The organism is Thalassospira sp. CH_XMU1448-2, from assembly GCF_037027285.1.
Taxonomy (GTDB): Bacteria; Pseudomonadota; Alphaproteobacteria; order Rhodospirillales; family Thalassospiraceae; genus Thalassospira; species Thalassospira profundimaris_C.
The window spans coordinates 928153-944723 of the sequence record NZ_JAYMEA010000002.1 but is presented as its reverse complement, the minus strand read 5'-3'; the positions used below and the strand labels follow the sequence as shown (position 1 = coordinate 944723).

Annotated in this window: 16 protein-coding genes and 3 tRNA genes; 18 read left to right on the top strand and 1 reads right to left on the bottom strand. The window is 54.2% G+C overall.

Going from position 1 to position 16571, the window contains the following annotated elements; translation table 11 throughout:
* Nucleotides 1-42 precede the first annotated feature (42 nt).
* The 4 genes from WA318_RS11760 (at nt 43) to WA318_RS11745 (ending at nt 1872) form a co-directional block, all read left to right on the top strand.
* Nucleotides 43-315: an HU family DNA-binding protein gene (locus WA318_RS11760; protein WP_114097348.1), complete on the top strand. Its 273-nt coding sequence runs from the start codon at nt 43-45 to the stop codon at nt 313-315.
* 114 nt (nt 316-429) lie between these two features.
* Nucleotides 430-506: transfer RNA gene (locus WA318_RS11755), tRNA-Val, on the top strand.
* A gap of 276 nt (nt 507-782) precedes the next feature.
* A tRNA-Val gene (locus tag WA318_RS11750) sits at nt 783-859 on the top strand.
* A gap of 380 nt (nt 860-1239) precedes the next feature.
* Complete coding sequence (locus WA318_RS11745; protein WP_336081270.1) at nt 1240-1872, top strand: hypothetical protein; 633 nt, start codon at nt 1240-1242, stop codon at nt 1870-1872.
* 93 nt (nt 1873-1965) lie between these two features.
* Here the strand turns inward: WA318_RS11745 and fliG are convergent, their stop codons facing one another.
* Complete coding sequence (fliG, locus tag WA318_RS11740; RefSeq protein ID WP_114097349.1) at nt 1966-2985, bottom strand: flagellar motor switch protein FliG; 1020 nt, start codon at nt 2983-2985, stop codon at nt 1966-1968.
* A 312-nt stretch (nt 2986-3297) separates the two neighbouring features.
* Here fliG and WA318_RS11735 point away from each other — a divergent pair.
* The 14 genes from WA318_RS11735 to WA318_RS11670 all read left to right on the top strand — a co-directional run bounded on the left by WA318_RS11735 (nt 3298) and on the right by WA318_RS11670 (nt 16568).
* A tRNA-Asp gene (locus WA318_RS11735) sits at nt 3298-3374 on the top strand.
* 284 nt (nt 3375-3658) lie between these two features.
* Nucleotides 3659-4024 carry an NADH-quinone oxidoreductase subunit A gene (locus tag WA318_RS11730; protein ID WP_008891231.1) on the top strand — a complete coding sequence of 122 codons (366 nt, stop codon included), beginning with the start codon at nt 3659-3661 and terminating at the stop codon, nt 4022-4024.
* Nucleotides 4015-4557 (top strand): NuoB/complex I 20 kDa subunit family protein, encoded by a 543-nt coding sequence (locus WA318_RS11725; RefSeq protein ID WP_114097350.1) that lies wholly within the window; start codon nt 4015-4017, stop codon nt 4555-4557. Before WA318_RS11730 ends, WA318_RS11725 begins: the two co-directional genes overlap by 10 nt.
* A gap of 19 nt (nt 4558-4576) precedes the next feature.
* Nucleotides 4577-5206, top strand: coding sequence for an NADH-quinone oxidoreductase subunit C (locus WA318_RS11720; RefSeq protein WP_181850171.1), 630 nt, complete (start codon nt 4577-4579; stop codon nt 5204-5206).
* Nucleotides 5206-6384, top strand: a complete 1179-nt coding sequence (locus tag WA318_RS11715) for an NADH-quinone oxidoreductase subunit D (RefSeq protein ID WP_114097351.1) — start codon at nt 5206-5208, stop codon at nt 6382-6384. The genes WA318_RS11720 and WA318_RS11715 overlap by 1 nt, the downstream gene beginning before the upstream one ends.
* Complete coding sequence (gene nuoE, locus WA318_RS11710) at nt 6381-7043, top strand: NADH-quinone oxidoreductase subunit NuoE (RefSeq protein WP_336081262.1); 663 nt, start codon at nt 6381-6383, stop codon at nt 7041-7043. Before WA318_RS11715 ends, nuoE begins: the two co-directional genes overlap by 4 nt.
* 1 nt (nt 7044) lies before the next feature.
* Nucleotides 7045-8325 carry an NADH-quinone oxidoreductase subunit NuoF gene (gene nuoF, locus WA318_RS11705; protein WP_114097353.1) on the top strand — a complete coding sequence of 427 codons (1281 nt, stop codon included), beginning with the start codon at nt 7045-7047 and terminating at the stop codon, nt 8323-8325.
* Nucleotides 8326-8352: 27 nt separating this feature from the next.
* Nucleotides 8353-10413: an NADH-quinone oxidoreductase subunit NuoG gene (nuoG, locus tag WA318_RS11700; protein ID WP_336081259.1), complete on the top strand. Its 2061-nt coding sequence runs from the start codon at nt 8353-8355 to the stop codon at nt 10411-10413.
* Between the two features lie 86 nt (nt 10414-10499).
* The gene (gene nuoH, locus WA318_RS11695) at nt 10500-11513 is read left to right on the top strand and encodes an NADH-quinone oxidoreductase subunit NuoH (RefSeq protein ID WP_114097355.1); all 1014 of its coding nucleotides are present in this window, start codon (nt 10500-10502) and stop codon (nt 11511-11513) included.
* A gap of 31 nt (nt 11514-11544) precedes the next feature.
* On the top strand, nt 11545-12033 hold the full coding sequence (gene nuoI / locus WA318_RS11690; protein WP_068518918.1) for an NADH-quinone oxidoreductase subunit NuoI: 489 nt from the start codon (nt 11545-11547) through the stop codon (nt 12031-12033).
* A gap of 83 nt (nt 12034-12116) precedes the next feature.
* The gene (locus tag WA318_RS11685) at nt 12117-12725 is read left to right on the top strand and encodes an NADH-quinone oxidoreductase subunit J (protein WP_114097356.1); all 609 of its coding nucleotides are present in this window, start codon (nt 12117-12119) and stop codon (nt 12723-12725) included.
* Nucleotides 12725-13033, top strand: a complete 309-nt coding sequence (gene nuoK, locus WA318_RS11680) for an NADH-quinone oxidoreductase subunit NuoK (protein WP_007089416.1) — start codon at nt 12725-12727, stop codon at nt 13031-13033. The genes WA318_RS11685 and nuoK overlap by 1 nt, the downstream gene beginning before the upstream one ends.
* A 7-nt stretch (nt 13034-13040) precedes the next feature.
* Entirely contained in the window at nt 13041-15044 is a 2004-nt protein-coding gene (nuoL, locus tag WA318_RS11675; RefSeq protein ID WP_336081245.1) for an NADH-quinone oxidoreductase subunit L, read from the top strand.
* 6 nt (nt 15045-15050) lie between these two features.
* Nucleotides 15051-16568, top strand: a complete 1518-nt coding sequence (locus WA318_RS11670) for an NADH-quinone oxidoreductase subunit M (protein ID WP_114097358.1) — start codon at nt 15051-15053, stop codon at nt 16566-16568.
* The last annotated feature ends 3 nt before the right edge of the window (nt 16569-16571 follow it).

The following is a 16571-nucleotide window of genomic DNA, read 5'->3' as shown; positions in this document are numbered from 1 at the left end:
ATTTCCTCATAACTCCGAACGTCCAAACAAGGGGGCCAGGAAGTGAATAAAAACGATCTCGTTGGAAGTGTAGCTGCTAAAGCTGATCTGTCCAAAGCTGACGCTGCAAAAGCGGTTGACGCTGTTTTCGATTCCATCACCGAATCTCTTAAATCCGGCGACGAAGTTCGTCTGGTTGGTTTCGGTACCTTCGCTGTCGCTGCTCGCGCTGCTTCAAAAGGTCGCAACCCGCGCACCGGTGAAGAAATCGACATTCCGGCATCGAAACAGCCGAAGTTCAAGGCTGGTAAAGGCCTTAAGGACGCCGTCAACTAAGTTTGACGAAGTTCTTGGAAAAAATGCCGGTGACAAGCGTCACCGGCATTGCTTTTTGTAAAAACCATGTTATGTTCCGCCCCGCTTCCGCAAGAAACAGCGCGGACAAGCAACGGGTGATTAGCTCAGCTGGTTAGAGCATCTCGTTTACACCGAGAGGGTCGGGAGTTCGAATCTCTCATCACCCACCATAAAAAAGGCAGCCCTAAAGGCTGCCTTTTTTCGTGTTCGGGCATGATTCGAATCTTTTCCGAATCACATCACGCAGGCCTTGAAGCAAAATGCTGGTTCGCGGGTTCTGTTTTTCGGGTAATACGTCGCATTTTTGGCGGGTTCAGGTTGACCAGCCATCATGGATAAATACCCTTGAAATAGAAGTTACATTTTTATGCAAACAGGGCATTGCATTTTGTAAAAAGCATGGTAAGTTCCGCCCGCTTCCGCAGAAAACAGCGCGGACAAGCAACGGGTGATTAGCTCAGCTGGTTAGAGCATCTCGTTTACACCGAGAGGGTCGGGAGTTCGAATCTCTCATCACCCACCACGAAAAAGGCAGCCCTAAAGGCTGCCTTTTTTCTTTGCCTGATTTTCGGCTCTGGTGCCCTTTCCATTCAGACTTGGTCGATCACTACCGGTTTGCGCGCTGCATTGCGTCAAAGGCTGTTTTACGGCTACACGGCGTGCATTGAGTGTTTCATGACAAAATGGCGCCTGTTGCAGGTGCGTGCGCCCTCAGGGCTGTTATAAGCCGCTTTGTGGTCCTGGTGCTCCGGGGGAAGGTTGGGGGGGGGCTGAATGGTCACAGCGTTATCCATATCTCATTAAAGCCCGATAACTCTCTGTAAAAGTTGACGCTTGATCGCCTGACGGGCAGTGTTAAGGCAGAAATTTCGGCTATCGGTCACTAGAAACGGAACCTGCATCATGAACATTCCATCGACCGGGCATGTTTCGCGCGTCATCTGGCACCTTCGGCGATTGGTGCTTGTGCTTTGCGTTCCGCTTATTCTGACCAGCTGCTATTTGCCCGAGGCCTTCAATATCGATCTTTCGATGGAACGGAATGGCGATTATCGGCTGAGCTATCAGGGGATGCTGGTGCAGCCGACCATTACCCAGGGGCTGTTGGAGAAAAGTCTCGATCCCGCCGGGGAAAAGGAAAAGGTCGACAAGGTTCTTGCCGATCTCAGGCGCGATTCGGGCGTCAAGCAGTTGACCTATAGCGGGCGAGGTGTGTTCAACATCGTCTATGAACGCCGTGGCAATATCATCCGTGAGAAAAGCTTTGTCTTTGTGCGTCGCCAGTCACGCATTCTCGAGATGTTTTTCCACAAGGACCGCAACACAGTCGAAATCCGGGGCGGGTTTGTACCGGATCAATATCAGGATCGCCTTAGTGCTCTTGGCTATCAGATGACCGGCAAGATCGAGTTTCGTACCACTGCGGGCATTCGCAGTCATAACGCAGCCGAGTTCAAGGAAGTTGGCGGCCAGAACCGGTTGCGCTGGGAAATCAAATCGATTACTGACCCGGTGCCCAACGTGATTGTCGGCTAGGGCAGGGGCATCCGATACCGCAAATGACAGAGGGACAGCACAAACGCTGTCCCTTTTCGGTTTTTTCTGGTGTCTGAAGGTCTGGAAGCCGGTCTAGTAGACCATTTCGTCTTCGCCGCTGCCTTCGGAGATCACGATCTGGCCCTGAGCTGCCAGTTCTTTGGCGAGCTGAACGATCATCATTTGCGACTCTTCTACATCCGAAAGACGAACCGGCCCCAGTGCATCCATGTCCTCTTTCATCATCTTGCCTGCGCGTTCGGACATGTTCTTGAAGAACAGATCGCGCATCTGGTCGGTCGAGCCTTTAAGCGCAAGGGCAAGCTTGTCTTTCTCGACCTGACGCAGAAGGGTCTGAACACCGTTATTGTCGAGACGGGCAAGGTCTTCAAAGGTGAACATGAGCGCCTTGATCTTCTCGGCCGAGTCACGGTTGCGTTCCTCAAGAGCGGTCAGGAAGCGATCCTGACTCTGGCGATCAAGGCTGTTGAAGATATCGGCCATCAATTCGTGGTTGTCGCCGCGCGAACCACGCGCAAGGTTCGACATGAATTCGGTGCGCAGCGTCTTTTCGATGTTATCGAGAACTTCCTTCTGCACTGCTTCCATACGCAGCATGCGCATGATGACTTCCATCGAGAAGTTTTCCGGCAGAAGCGACAGAACCGAAGCCGAGTGACCGGGTTTCAGCTTTGACAGCACAACGCCAACGGTTTGCGGGTATTCGTTTTTCAGATAGTTGGCAAGAACGGCTTCGTTAACGTTATTCAGCTTGTCCCACATGGTGCGACCCGCCGGACCACGGATCTCTTCCATGATGCCGTTAACACGGTCTTCGGGCAGAACCTTGGACAGCAAGCGTTCGGTCGTATCAAAGGAACCGACAAGGGAACCGGTAGAGGACAGCTGATCGGCAAACTCGACAAACAGACGTTCAACGATATTGGAGCTGATGGTGCCAAGGCCTGACATGGTCTGGGAAATCTCTTTGATTTCCTCGTCATCCATCATGCTGAACATCTTGGTCGCGTGCTCTTCCCCAAGAGCAAGCATGAGAATCGCTGCCTTCTCGGGCCCGGCCAGTGATCTGTATTCTTCTTTAACGCGCCCCACGGGTGGTCTTCTCCGTCGTAATGACTCTGGCCTCGTACTGAACCAGTCGTACAAGGCTTGCCCCTATCACACCGTAAGATAGGGGGAATTTGTCAACAATTCTATAAAAGCCGACGCGTCTTTGCAAAGCCCCACATGTATAAGCCCGCAAAATGTACTTAATTGCCAAAATCAGTACAAATCAGAGGCCGGAATGCGTTTCAAAGCGCGATGTTCGCAGGTGATATTGCCGAATGGGTTGAAAACGTTGCTAGCTGCTTGACTTGGTTTTGGGGGTGGTCTAACAAAGGCCCGCCGATTGATGGTCATTTTGCGGGCGTAGCTCAGTTGGTTAGAGCGCCGGCCTGTCACGCCGGAGGCCGCGGGTTCAAGTCCCGTCGCTCGCGCCATGATCCATCATCTGTTGTCTGTTATCGGGTGTTTCGTCTTTTCCGCGATCATCTTTTCATGTGTTGCTAATGCTGCTTCGCACGCTTGGGTCTTGATCATCTCGACATGCGGCCCGATATCGGACGGTAGTGAACGGTAAAAAGATTAGAAAGTTTCCGGTCTTAGAGCGGTTTAATGCTGCTTGAGGACTGGAACTTGTGCGGTGCATGCGTTATGGTGCGCCGTAATGGGCCAGGTGGGGACCTGGTCGGGTCACAAGGCCTGTTCTTGAGAGGTCAGAGAGATGCAAGAGCTTCTTTCGGAATATCTTCCGATCCTGGTATTTATCGGGATCGCCGTCGGTCTTTCGGCGGTAATCGTCATCGCGTCGCTGGTTCTTGCCAAGCAGGCACCGGATGTTGAGAAACTGTCCGCATACGAGTGCGGGTTCGCGCCGTTTGAAGATGCGCGTATCAAGTTCGACGTCCGGTTCTATCTGGTCGCAATCTTGTTCATTATTTTCGACCTCGAAGTCGCCTTCCTGTTCCCGTGGGCTGTTACCCTCGGTGATATCGGGACTTTCGGCTTTGTATCGATGGTGATCTTCCTGGCTGTTCTGACGGTCGGATTTATCTATGAATGGAAGAAGGGAGCTTTGGAATGGGAGTGAGCACCAATACAGGCGCACCCCTGGCACCCGGTACGGATCAGGATGCACTGCTTAAGGGCGTGTTTGACGAGATGAATGACAAGGGCTTTGTCCTTGCCAATCTCGACAAGCTGGCAAGCTGGGCAAGCACCGGTTCCCTTTGGCCGATGACTTTCGGTCTTGCCTGCTGTGCTGTTGAGATGATGCATTCGGCTGCGTCGCGTTATGACCTTGACCGTTATGGTCTGGTGTTCCGCCCAAGCCCGCGTCAGTCAGACGTGATGATCGTTGCTGGTACGCTGACCAACAAAATGGCCCCGGCACTGCGCAAGGTCTATGACCAGATGGCAGAGCCGCGCTGGGTTATTTCGATGGGGTCGTGCGCCAATGGCGGCGGTTACTATCACTATTCCTATTCGGTGGTTCGCGGTTGCGACCGTGTTGTCCCGGTTGACGTTTATGTTCCGGGTTGCCCGCCGACAGCCGAAGCGCTGATCTACGGCGTGATGCAGTTGCAAAAGAAAATCCGCCGTACTGGTGTCCTGACACGCTGATCCGTAATAGGGGGCTTGCATGAGCGAACTGCTCAGCGATAACAGCGCCGCATTGAATGATCTTAAAGATCTTGTGGTGTCCCAGCTGGCCAACGAAATCCTCGAAAGCGAGATTCGTTACGGCGAGCTGACCATCGTCGCAAAGCGCGATGATATTCTTAAAGTTCTGACCTTCCTTCGGGACGATACCGGCTGCTTGTTCAAGCAGCTTATCGACGTTTGTGGTGCAGATTACCCGGAACGTGCTGAACGTTTCGACGTGGTTTACCACCTGCTGTCGCTCAAACATAACCTGCGTATTCGCGTAAAGATCCGTACCGACGAAGAAACGCCGGTGCCGAGCTGTGTTCCGCTTTTCAGCGCCGCCGGCTGGTTCGAACGTGAAGCTTGGGATATGTACGGTATCTTCTTTGCAGGTCATCCGGATCCCCGCCGTATTCTTACCGACTACGGTTTTGAAGGTCATCCGCTGCGCAAGGATTTCCCGCTGACCGGTTATGTCGAGGTTCGCTATGACGACGAGCAGAAGCGCGTTGTCTACGAACCGGTGAAACTGGTTCAGGATTTCCGTAATTTCGATTTCGAAAGCCCGTGGGAAGGCATCCAGCATGTTCTTCCGGGTGATGAAAAGGCGGAGGGCAACGCCTGATGTCCGAACAAAAAATCAAAAATATGACCATGAACTTCGGCCCGCAGCACCCTGCGGCGCACGGCGTTCTGCGTTTGGTTCTGGAAATGGACGGCGAAGTTGTCGAACGTTCCGACCCGCATATTGGTCTTCTGCATCGTGGTACGGAAAAGCTGATCGAATATAAGAGCTATATTCAGGCGACCCCGTATTTCGACCGTCTCGACTATGTTGCTCCGATGAACCAGGAACATGCATATTGCCTGGCCATCGAGAAGCTGATGGGGATCGAGGTTCCCAAACGTGGTCAGTATATCCGTGTTCTCTATGCGGAAATCGGTCGTATTCTGAACCACATTCTGAACCTGACCGCGTTCGCACTGGACGTTGGTGCGATGACCCCGCTTCTTTGGGGCTTTGAAGAACGTGAAAAGCTCATGGAATTCTATGAGCGCGCCTGTGGTGCCCGTCTTCACGCCAACTATTTCCGTCCGGGTGGTGTTGCGGCTGATCTTCCGGCTGGTCTTCTTGAAGACATTGATGCCTGGGCAGATCAGTATGACATCTTCCTCAAGGACTTTGACCGCGTTCTGACCGGTAACCGTATTTTCAAACAGCGTACGGTTGATATCGGTATCGTGAGTGCGGAAGAGGCGCTTGACTGGGGCTTCACCGGTCCGAACATTCGTGCATCGGGTCTGGCATGGGATCTGCGTAAATCGCAGCCTTATGACTCCTACGAAGAATTCGACTTCGACATTCCGATCGGCAAGAACGGCGATTGCTATGACCGCTTCCTCGTTCGTTTCGAAGAGATGTGGCAGTCCCTGAAAATCATCAAGCAGGCCATCAAGAATATGCCAGATGGTCCTGTTATTGTTGAGAATAACAAAGTGGCACCGCCGTCGCGCGCCGATATGAAGCGTTCGATGGAAGCCCTGATCCATCACTTCAAACTCTTCACCGAAGGTTTCCACGTTCCGGCTGGCGAATGCTATGCCGCTGTGGAAGCACCGAAGGGCGAGTTTGGTGTGTATCTTGTTTCGGATGGCTCGAACCGTCCGTATCGCTGCAAAATCCGCGCCCCGGGGTTCCCGCACCTCCAAGGCATCGACTTCATGTCCAAAGGTCACATGCTGGCCGACGTCGTTGCCAATATCGGGTCGCTAGATATCGTGTTCGGTGAGATTGACCGATGAGCCATTTGAGAAGACCAGCTCCGAAAGAGCTTCAACCGACCAGCTTTGCTTTCACTCCGGAAAATCTGGAAAAGGCAAAGAAGATCATCGCCAAGTATCCGGAAGGCCGCCAGCAGAGCGCGGTCATGCCGCTGCTTGATCTCGCACAGCGTCAGACCGAAGGAAACTGGGTTCCGACCGTCGCAATGGATTACATTGCCGACATGCTCGAAATGCCCGCCATTCGCGTCTACGAGGTCGCAACCTTCTATACGATGTATAACCTTGCCCCGGTGGGTAAGAACTTCATCCAGGTTTGCACCACGACGCCGTGCTGGCTTCGCGGTTCTGCCGACATTGTCGATACCTGCAAAAAGGAACTCGGCATTGGCATCGGCGAAACCACTGAAGACGGTCAGTTCACCATGATCGAGGTTGAATGCCTTGGTGCGTGTGTTAACGCCCCGATGATGCAGATCAACGACGATTACTATGAAGACCTGACCCCGGAAACGACCAAGGCGATCCTTGATTCCCTTAAAAAGGGCGAGACGCCTAAAGCCGGTCCGCAGAGCGGCCGCAAAGGTTGTGAGCCGATGGGTGGTCCGAAGGTTCTGAAGGCATTCTGTGGCTGCGGTGCAGCCCCGCAGGGCGCTGATGCAAGCGAAGGGGACGCCTGATATGCTGCAGGATAAGGATCGTATCTTTACCAACCTGTATGGTTTCCAGGATTTCGGCCTCAAGGGCGCGCAGTCCCGTGGTAACTGGGATGGTACCAAGGCCCTGATCGAAAAAGGCCGCGACTGGATCATCGACGAGATGAAAGCATCCGGTATGCGTGGTCGCGGGGGCGCTGGCTTCCCGACCGGCCTTAAATGGTCGTTCATGCCCAAGGAATCTGATGGTCGTCCGAGCTATCTCGTCGTTAATGCCGACGAAGGCGAGCCGGGCACCTGCAAAGACCGCGAAATCATGCGTAATGATCCGCATACACTGGTGGAAGGTTGCCTTCTTGCCAGCTTTGCGATGAATGCACATGCCGCTTACATCTATATTCGTGGTGAGTTCTATCACGAGGCATCCAACCTTCAGCGTGCGATCGACGAAGCTTATGAAGCGGGTCTGATCGGTAAGAACGCCTGTGGTTCGGGCTGGGACTTTGACCTTTACCTGCATCTTGGTGCTGGTGCTTACATCTGCGGCGAGGAAACCGCCCTGATTGAAAGTATCGAAGGTAAAAAAGGTCAGCCGCGTCTCAAGCCGCCATTCCCGGCAAACGCCGGTCTGTATGGCTGCCCGACCACGGTGAACAACGTTGAAAGTATCGCAGCCGTTCCGACCATTCTGCGTCGTGGCGGTTCGTGGTTCTCAAGCTTTGGCCGTGAAAACAACCACGGTACCAAGCTGTTCGCCATTTCCGGTCACGTCGAAAAGCCGTGTACTGTCGAAGAAGCGATGAGCATTCCGCTGCGTGAACTGATCGAAAAGCATTGCGGCGGCGTCCGTGGTGGCTGGGACAACCTTCTTGCGGTTATCCCGGGTGGTTCGTCGGTTCCGTTGATGCCCAAAGATGTTTGCGACGACGTTCTGATGGACTTCGACGGCCTGCGTGAAGTGGGGTCGGGTCTTGGGACGGCGGCTGTGATCGTCATGGACAAGTCGACTGACATTGTCTACGCGATCGCGCGTCTGTCGGAATTCTACAAGCATGAAAGCTGTGGTCAGTGCACGCCGTGCCGTGAAGGCACTGGCTGGATGATGCGCATGATGGCGCGCATGGTCCGCGGCGAAGCCACGCTTGATGAAATTGATCTGTTGTGGGATGTGACCAAACAGGTCGAAGGCCACACCATTTGTGCGCTTGGCGATGCAGCTGCATGGCCTATTCAGGGCCTTATCCGTCATTTCCGTCCCGAAATGGAACGTCGGATCAAGGAATATCGCGCACGGATCGCGGCCTGAGAGGGGCCTGTTGAGAGGGATTGAGACATGCCGAAACTAACAGTTGACGGTATTGAAGTTGAAGTAGAAGCCGGGGCGACAGTCCTTCAGGCCTGTGAAGAGGCCGGAAAGGAAATCCCGCGTTTCTGCTATCACGAACGCCTGTCAATCGCCGGCAACTGCCGTATGTGCCTGGTTGAAATGGAACGCGCACCGAAACCGGTTGCTTCCTGTGCCATGCCTGCGGCAGACGGAATGGTGATCAAAACCGATTCCGACCTGGTCAAGAAAGCACGCAATGGCGTGATGGAATTCCTGCTGATCAACCATCCGCTGGATTGCCCGATCTGTGACCAGGGGGGTGAATGTGACCTTCAGGACCAGGCCATGGCCTATGGTTTTGATTCTTCACGTTACGCCGAGAAAAAACGCGCAGTGAAAGACAAGGAACTGGGCCCGATCGTCAAAACGATCATGACCCGTTGCATTCACTGCACCCGCTGTGTGCGTTTCTCCGAGGAAGTCGCCGGTGTCGGCACCATGGGTGCTGTATACCGTGGCGAGGATACCGAGGTCGGACCGTATATCGAAGCATCAATCAATTCCGAACTTTCGGGCAACCTGATTGATCTTTGTCCGGTTGGCGCTTTGACTTCCAAGCCGTATGCGTTTACCGCACGCCCGTGGGAACTGAAGAAAACCGATAGCATCGACGTGATGGATGCGGTTGGCTCGAACATTCGTATCGATGCCCGCACCGCCGAAGTTCTGCGTGTTCTGCCGCGCACGAACGAAGACATCAACGAAGAATGGATTTCGGACAAAACCCGTTACGCCATCGATGGTCTGAAGCGTCAGCGCCTTGACCGTCCGTATGTTCGTGTGAATGGCAAGCTCCAGCCTGCAAGCTGGGACGAGGCATTTGCCGCGATCAAGGCAAAGGTTTCCGGTCTGGACGGCAAAAAGATTGCCGCACTTGCCGGTGACACGGTCGATTGTGAAGCAATGACCGCGCTCAAGGATCTGATGGGTAAACTGGGTTCCCCGAACCTTGATTGCCGTCAGGACGGTTCGAAGATTGGCGGCCAGCGTGCTTCCTATATCTTCAACAGTACGATTGCCGGTATTGACGAGGCAGATGCCTGCCTGATCGTCGGTGCAAATATCCGTGCCGAAGCGCCGATCATCAATTCCCGCCTGCGCAAGCGCTGGCGTTCGACTGCCGGTGATTTCAAAGTCGGCATCATCGGCGAGAAATGGGATCCGACCTACAAGAACGATTATCTTGGCGCAGGCCCGGACACCCTTGCTGAAATTCTTGCAGGCAAGAACGACTTCGCCAAGGTTCTTGAGGCAGCTGACAAACCGATGATCATCGTCGGTATGGGCGCTCTGAACCGTGAAGACGGCGATGCTGTTCTGGCAGCGACCCGCGCGATTGCCGAGAAATTCGGCATGGTTTCGGGTGAATGGAACGGCTTTAACGTTCTGCACACCGCCGCATCGCGTGTTGGCGGCCTTGATCTGGGCTTTGTCCCGGGCGAGGGCGGTCTTGCAACCAATGACATCCTTGATGCCGCAGCCAAAGGCGACGTCGAAGTCGTCTATCTTCTGGGTGCAGACGAAGTCGACATGAGAAAACTGGAAAAGGCATTTGTCATTTACCAGGGTGCAATGGGTGATGCCGGTGCCCAGGCGGCAGACGTTATTCTGCCGGGTGCTGCCTATACCGAAAAGAACGGCACGTATGTCAACACCGAAGGCCGCGCCCAGCAGGGCTGGCGTGCGATCTTCCCGGTTGGTGACGCGCGTGAGGACTGGGCAATTGTTCGCGCACTTTCGGGCGCGCTTGACCAGACCCTGCCGTACAACAATATCGATGCTGTTCGTGCCCGTATGGTGGAAATCAGCCCGACCTTCGCGTCGCTGAACGTTCCGTCCAAGGCAGAATGGACCGATTTCGGTAAAGCAGGTGACATGAAGCCGGAAGGTTTCGTTTCTCCGGTTCGCAATTTCTATATGACCGACCCGATCAGCCGCGCATCGGTAACGATGGCCAAATGTACTGAGGCCTTTGTTAAGGACGCGGCTGCCGAGAAGGTTGCCTGAGTAAGATGGGCGGCGCAATTTCGTCGCCCATCCCACAAGGGGGTGTCCCAATTCTGGGACGAAACGCAAAAGATACGGTTTGACCGATGGAACTTCTTTGGGACGGATATATTGAACCGCTAGTCTGGATCGTCGCCAAAATTTTGGCGATTGTTGTCCCGCTGCTGGTTGCTGTCGCTTATCTGACCTACGCAGAGCGTAAGGTTATCGGTGCTATTCAGCTCCGTAAGGGCCCGAACGTTGTGGGGCCGTTTGGCCTTCTGCAACCGCTCGCTGATGGTCTGAAGCTGTTTCTGAAAGAAACAATCATTCCGAGCAGCGCGAACAAGGGCGTGTTTATCATCGCCCCGATGCTGACTTTCATTCTGGCGATCATTGCCTGGGCGGTTATTCCGTTCGACGAGGGCATGGTACTGGCCGATCTGAATGTCGGTATCCTTTATATCTTCGCGATTTCTTCGCTGGGTGTTTACGGCATCGTGATGGCCGGTTGGGCATCGAACTCCAAATACGCATTCCTTGGTGCGCTGCGTTCCGGCGCCCAGATGGTTTCGTACGAGATTTCGATCGGCCTGATCATCATTTCGGTTCTGTTGACGACCGGCTCCTTGAACCTGAGCGACATCGTCCGCGGTCAGACCGGCGGGATCTGGGAGTGGAACTTTGTCTACCACTTCCCGATGTTCATCATCTTCATCGTGTCCATCCTCGCAGAAACCAACCGCGCACCGTTTGACCTTCCCGAAGCGGAAGCCGAACTGGTTTCGGGTTATAACGTCGATTATTCGGCAATGACCTTTGCGCTGTTCTTCCTGGGTGAATACGCCAACATGATCCTGATGAGTGGCCTGTGTGCCATTCTGTTCCTGGGTGGCTGGAGCGCGCCGTTGCCGTTCCTCGAATTCATCCCGGGGGCGATCTGGTTCATTCTGAAGATCTGCTTCGTTCTGTTCATCTTCCTGTGGGTCCGTGCAACCTTCCCGCGTTACCGTTATGACCAACTGATGCGTCTGGGCTGGAAAATCTTCCTGCCACTGTCTTTCGCATGGGTCATGCTGGTTGCCACGTTCCTCGTTGTTTTTGACAAGGTCCCGGCCTGATCGCCGCGCATCGGAAAGAGAGAGGTAAACGATGTCATTTATTGATCGGACGGCCCGGAGCTTCCTGCTCGCGGAACTCGTATCGGGTATGGCGCTCACCTTGAAATACATGTTCAAGCCGAAAGTGACGCTGAACTACCCGTATGAAAAAGGCCCGCTGAGCCCGCGTTTCCGTGGTGAACACGCACTGCGCCGCTACCCGAACGGGGAAGAGCGTTGCATTGCTTGTAAACTTTGCGAAGCAATCTGCCCGGCACAGGCCATTACCATCGAGGTAGAGCCGCGTGACGATGGTTCGCGTCGTACAACCCGCTACGACATTGATATGACGAAATGCATCTATTGTGGTTTCTGTGAAGAAGCCTGCCCGGTAGATGCCATCGTCGAAGGTCCGAACTTCGAGTTCGCAACCGAAAACCGCGAGGAGCTGTTCTATGACAAGGACAAGCTGCTGGCAAACGGCGAGCGTTGGGAAGCCGAGCTTGCTGCACGATTGGAGGCAGACGCACCTTACCGGTAAGTGTCGCGTCTGATCGTTAGAAAGAGAGTTCATGGGCCGTTGTCAGCCAGAAGGGCGGCAACGGTTCGCCAAGGGGGTACCTTATGGTCGTACAGGCTTTGGCTTTTTACCTGTTTGCTACCGTCGCGGTCCTGTCCGCGACTGCGGTTGTGACCGTTCGCAACCCGGTGCATTCGGTACTGTTGCTGATCTTGACATTCTTTAACGCAGCCGGACTTTTCGTCCTGCTGGGTGCCGAGTTTCTCGCCATGCTGCTCGTCGTCGTCTATGTCGGCGCGGTTGCAGTCCTGTTCCTGTTCGTCGTGATGATGCTGGACATCAACTTTGTTGAAATGCGCCAGGGTTTCCTGAACTACCTGCCGATCGGGGTTCTGATCGCAGTTGTTCTGTTCGTCGAACTTGCACTGGTTGGCGCTGGTTGGACCCTGACGGACGGGGCGGTCGCGGTTCTCGCACAGCCGACACCGGAAGGCGTTACTAACGTAGAGGCGCTTGGTCGTCTGATTTACACCGATTACGCATACATCTTCCAGGCGGCTGGTCTGGTTCTGCTTGTTGCGATGATTGGCGCAATTGTCCTGACGCTGCGTCACCGCGAAGGTGTCCGTCGTCAGAAAATCTCCGAGCAGGTCAAGCGTAACCGCGCTGATACGCTTGAAATCAAAAAAGTTCCGGTCGGAAGGGGGATCTGATGGAAATCGGTCTTGCACATTATCTGACCGTCGCGGCGATCCTTTTCACACTCGGGATCTTCGGCATCTTCATGAACCGCAAGAACGTCATCATCATCATGATGTCGATCGAGCTGATGCTGCTGGCGGTCAATATCAATCTGGTCGCGTTCTCGTCGTTCCTCGGCGACCTCGTTGGACAGGTTTTCACCATCTTCGTTCTGACGGTTGCTGCGGCTGAAGCAGCGATTGGTCTGGCGATCCTGGTCGTCTATTTCCGTAACCGCGGCACCATCGCGGTTGAAGACATCAACATGATGAAGGGGTAAGGCAGATATGTATCCGTTGATTGTATTCCTGCCCCTGATCGCGGCAGCCATTGCCGGGGCCATCACGCTGGTCGGCGCAATGTCGACCGCAAAAGATGCCCCGCATGACGCACATGGTCATCACCATCATGGTGTTTCTTCGGCTGATCGTGTGGCACAGCTTGTCACCGTTTGCGGTGTTGTTATTGCCTTTATCATTTCGATCTTTGCCTTTGTGGATGTCGCCCTTGGCGGGAACCCGCAGACGATCGAACTGTTCACCTGGATTTCTTCGGGCAGCTTCGATGCTTCCTGGGCCCTGCGTATTGATACGCTGACCTGTGTGATGCTGATCGTTGTGACCGGTGTTTCCTCGATGGTGCACATCTATTCGATCGGCTACATGTCGCATGATCCGGACAAGCCGCGCTTCATGGCGTATCTCAGCCTGTTCACCTTTGCGATGTTGATGCTGATTACTGCCGACAACCTGATCCAGCTGTTCTTCGGTTGGGAAGGCGTTGGTCTTGCATCCTACCTTCTGATCGGTTTCTGGTATTCCAAACCGTCGGCGTCGGCTGCTGCGATCAAGGCTTTCGTCGTTAACCGTGTCGGTGACTTCGGTTTTGCACTTGGTATCTTTGCGGTCTATGTGCTGTTTGACAGCGTCCAGTTCGACGTCATCTTTGGCAATGCCGAAGAAGTCGCCGGTACGACACTGATGTTCCTGGGGCACGAATTCTCCGCTCTGGAAATTACCTGCTTCCTGCTGTTCATCGGCGCGATGGGTAAATCGGCACAGCTTGGTCTGCACACATGGCTTCCCGATGCAATGGAAGGCCCGACCCCGGTTTCCGCACTTATCCACGCGGCAACCATGGTAACGGCTGGCGTATTCATGGTCGCGCGTCTGTCGCCGATCTTCGAATATGCTGAAACCACCCTGATGATCATCACCATTGTTGGTGCGACCACAGCATTCTTTGCCGCGACCGTCGGTTGCGTTCAGAACGACATCAAGCGCGTGATTGCATATTCGACCTGTTCGCAGCTCGGCTACATGTTCTTTGCTTGCGGCGTGTCGGCATATTCGGCTGGTGTATTCCACCTGATGACCCACGGCTTCTTCAAGGCGCTTCTGTTCCTTGGGGCCGGTTCGGTCATCCATGCGATGTCTGATGAACAGGACATGCGCAAGATGGGTGGTATCTGGAAAATGGTTCCGCTGACCTTTGCTGTCATGATGGTTGGTACGCTTGCGATTACCGGTTTCCCGGGCCTTGCAGGCTTCTATTCCAAGGACCTTGTGATCGAAAGTGCGTATGCTGCACATACCAATGTCGGTCTTTATGCCTTCTGGGCTGGTATCCTTGCTGCACTGATGACCTCGTTCTATAGCTGGCGTCTGGTGTTCATGACCTTCTTTGGTGCTCCGCGCGCCGATGAACGTACCATGGCACATGTTCATGAAAGCCCGGCTGTCATGACCGGTCCGCTGCTGTTCCTGACTGCTGGTGCGATCTTTGCCGGCTGGTTTGCAAAAGACTGGTTCGGCGGCGGCGACTATGAAGAAATGCTGTCCTTCTGGAACGGCGCGATCTTCATGGCCGAGGGTCATACTGCCCTTGAAAATGCCCACCATGTTCCGGGTTGGGTCAAACTGGCACCGTTTGTTGCCATGGTATCAGGCTTTGTCATTGCGCTTGTGATGTACAAACTGGTTCCGTCGCTTCCGCGGACTCTGGCGAACACCTTCAACGGTCTGTATCGCTTTGCGCTGAACAAATGGTACTTTGATGAACTCTATGACAAGATTTTCGTGAAGCCGGCCTTTGCTCTTGGCTATGGCTTCTGGAAATCGGGTGATGGTGCCATCATTGATGGTTGCGGCCCGGATGGTGTTGCTGCTGCTTGCCGTAACATCGCACGTCGCGTCAGCGCCATTCAGAGTGGTTTCGTCTATCACTATGCATTTGCAATGCTGATCGGTATTGCAGCGCTGGTCTCCTACACAATTTGGAAGATGGGTTAACGGGCGATGAGTGATTGGCCAATTCTTTCGATCGTCACCTTCTTGCCGCTGATCGGCGCAGCCTTGCTGCTGCTGATCAATGGTGAAGAGGCGACTGTTGCCCGCAATTCCCGTTGGGTTGCGCTTTGGACCTCGGGGTTCACCTTCCTCGTCTCCTTGATGCTGTGGGTGAACTTCGATGCAACGACCGCAGATTTCCAGTTCGTCGAACAGGCGGACTGGATGCCGGGTCTGAACATTTCCTATCACATGGGCGTTGACGGTATTTCCGTTCTGTTCGTCCTGCTTGCGACCTTCCTGACGCCGATCTGTATTCTTTCGGCCTGGGAAGCCATCCAGAAGCGCGTGAAGGAATACATGATCGCCTTCCTCGTTCTTGAAACGATGATGGTCGGCATGTTCAGCGCGCTTGACGGTCTGCTGTTCTATCTCTTCTTTGAAGGTGTCCTGATCCCGATGTTTATCATCATCGGTGTCTGGGGCGGTCAGCGTCGTGTCTATGCGGCATTCAAGCTGTTCCTTTATACGCTTCTTGGCTCGGTTCTGATGCTGGTTGCTCTGCTGGCGATGTATTTCGACGCAGGTACCACCGACATTCCGACCCTGATGGAGCACGGGTTCAGCTATAATATGCAGCTGTGGCTGTGGCTGGCATTCTTTGCATCCTTCGCGGTCAAGGTTCCGATGTGGCCGGTTCATACCTGGCTTCCGGATGCCCACGTTGAGGCGCCGACTGCCGGTTCGGTGATTCTGGCTGGCGTCCTTTTGAAGATGGGTGGTTACGGTTTCCTGCGTTTCTCGCTGCCGATGATGCCGCTGGCATCTGAAACCTTCGCGCCGCTCGTCTTCACGCTGTCGATTGTTGCAATCATCTATACCTCGCTGGTCGCTCTGGCCCAGCAGGACATGAAAAAGCTGATTGCATATTCGTCGGTTGCCCATATGGGTATCGTGACCATCGGTGCATTCACCTTTAACCAGCACGGTATCGAAGGTTCGATCTTCCAGATGCTGAGCCACGGTGTGGTTTCGGGCGCGCTCTTCCTGTGTGTTGGTGTTGTCTATGACCGCATCCATACCCGTGAAATTGACGCCTATGGCGGTCTTGTTCACCGTATGCCGAGCTATGCGCTGATCTTTATGTTCTTCACCATGGCGTCTGTCGGTCTTCCGGGGACGGGTGGTTTCGTTGGCGAAATCCTGGCTCTGCTGGGCGCGTTCGAAGCAAACACCTGGGTTGCATTCTTTGCAGCAACCGGTCTGATCCTTGGTGCGGCTTATGCGCTGTATCTCTATCGCCGGATTATTTTCGGGGCACTCACCAAAGAGAACCTGAAATCAATCCTCGATCTGAGTCCGCGTGAATGGCTGATCTTCGCACCGCTGGTGGTCGTTGTATTGTGGATGGGGGTCTATCCGGTCTCCTTCCTCGACATCATGCATGTTTCGGTTGAAAACCTCGTCAACCAGGTCGAAACGGCCCAGGCTGCAGCGGCACATGCCGCCCAGCTGGCCGCGAATTGAGGG

Coding starts and splice junctions, on each gene's coding strand:
- WA318_RS11670 (WP_114097358.1), top strand. CDS start 15,051: ATGAGTGATTGGCCAATTCTTTCGATCGTCACCTTCTTGCCGCTGATC.
- nuoL (WP_336081245.1), top strand. CDS start 13,041: ATGTATCCGTTGATTGTATTCCTGCCCCTGATCGCGGCAGCCATTGCC.
- nuoI (WP_068518918.1), top strand. CDS start 11,545: ATGTCATTTATTGATCGGACGGCCCGGAGCTTCCTGCTCGCGGAACTC.
- WA318_RS11745 (WP_336081270.1), top strand. CDS start 1,240: ATGAACATTCCATCGACCGGGCATGTTTCGCGCGTCATCTGGCACCTT.
- nuoK (WP_007089416.1), top strand. CDS start 12,725: ATGGAAATCGGTCTTGCACATTATCTGACCGTCGCGGCGATCCTTTTC.
- nuoF (WP_114097353.1), top strand. CDS start 7,045: ATGCTGCAGGATAAGGATCGTATCTTTACCAACCTGTATGGTTTCCAG.
- WA318_RS11725 (WP_114097350.1), top strand. CDS start 4,015: ATGGGAGTGAGCACCAATACAGGCGCACCCCTGGCACCCGGTACGGAT.
- nuoE (WP_336081262.1), top strand. CDS start 6,381: ATGAGCCATTTGAGAAGACCAGCTCCGAAAGAGCTTCAACCGACCAGC.
- nuoH (WP_114097355.1), top strand. CDS start 10,500: ATGGAACTTCTTTGGGACGGATATATTGAACCGCTAGTCTGGATCGTC.
- nuoG (WP_336081259.1), top strand. CDS start 8,353: ATGCCGAAACTAACAGTTGACGGTATTGAAGTTGAAGTAGAAGCCGGG.
- WA318_RS11720 (WP_181850171.1), top strand. CDS start 4,577: ATGAGCGAACTGCTCAGCGATAACAGCGCCGCATTGAATGATCTTAAA.
- WA318_RS11715 (WP_114097351.1), top strand. CDS start 5,206: ATGTCCGAACAAAAAATCAAAAATATGACCATGAACTTCGGCCCGCAG.
- WA318_RS11730 (WP_008891231.1), top strand. CDS start 3,659: ATGCAAGAGCTTCTTTCGGAATATCTTCCGATCCTGGTATTTATCGGG.
- WA318_RS11685 (WP_114097356.1), top strand. CDS start 12,117: ATGGTCGTACAGGCTTTGGCTTTTTACCTGTTTGCTACCGTCGCGGTC.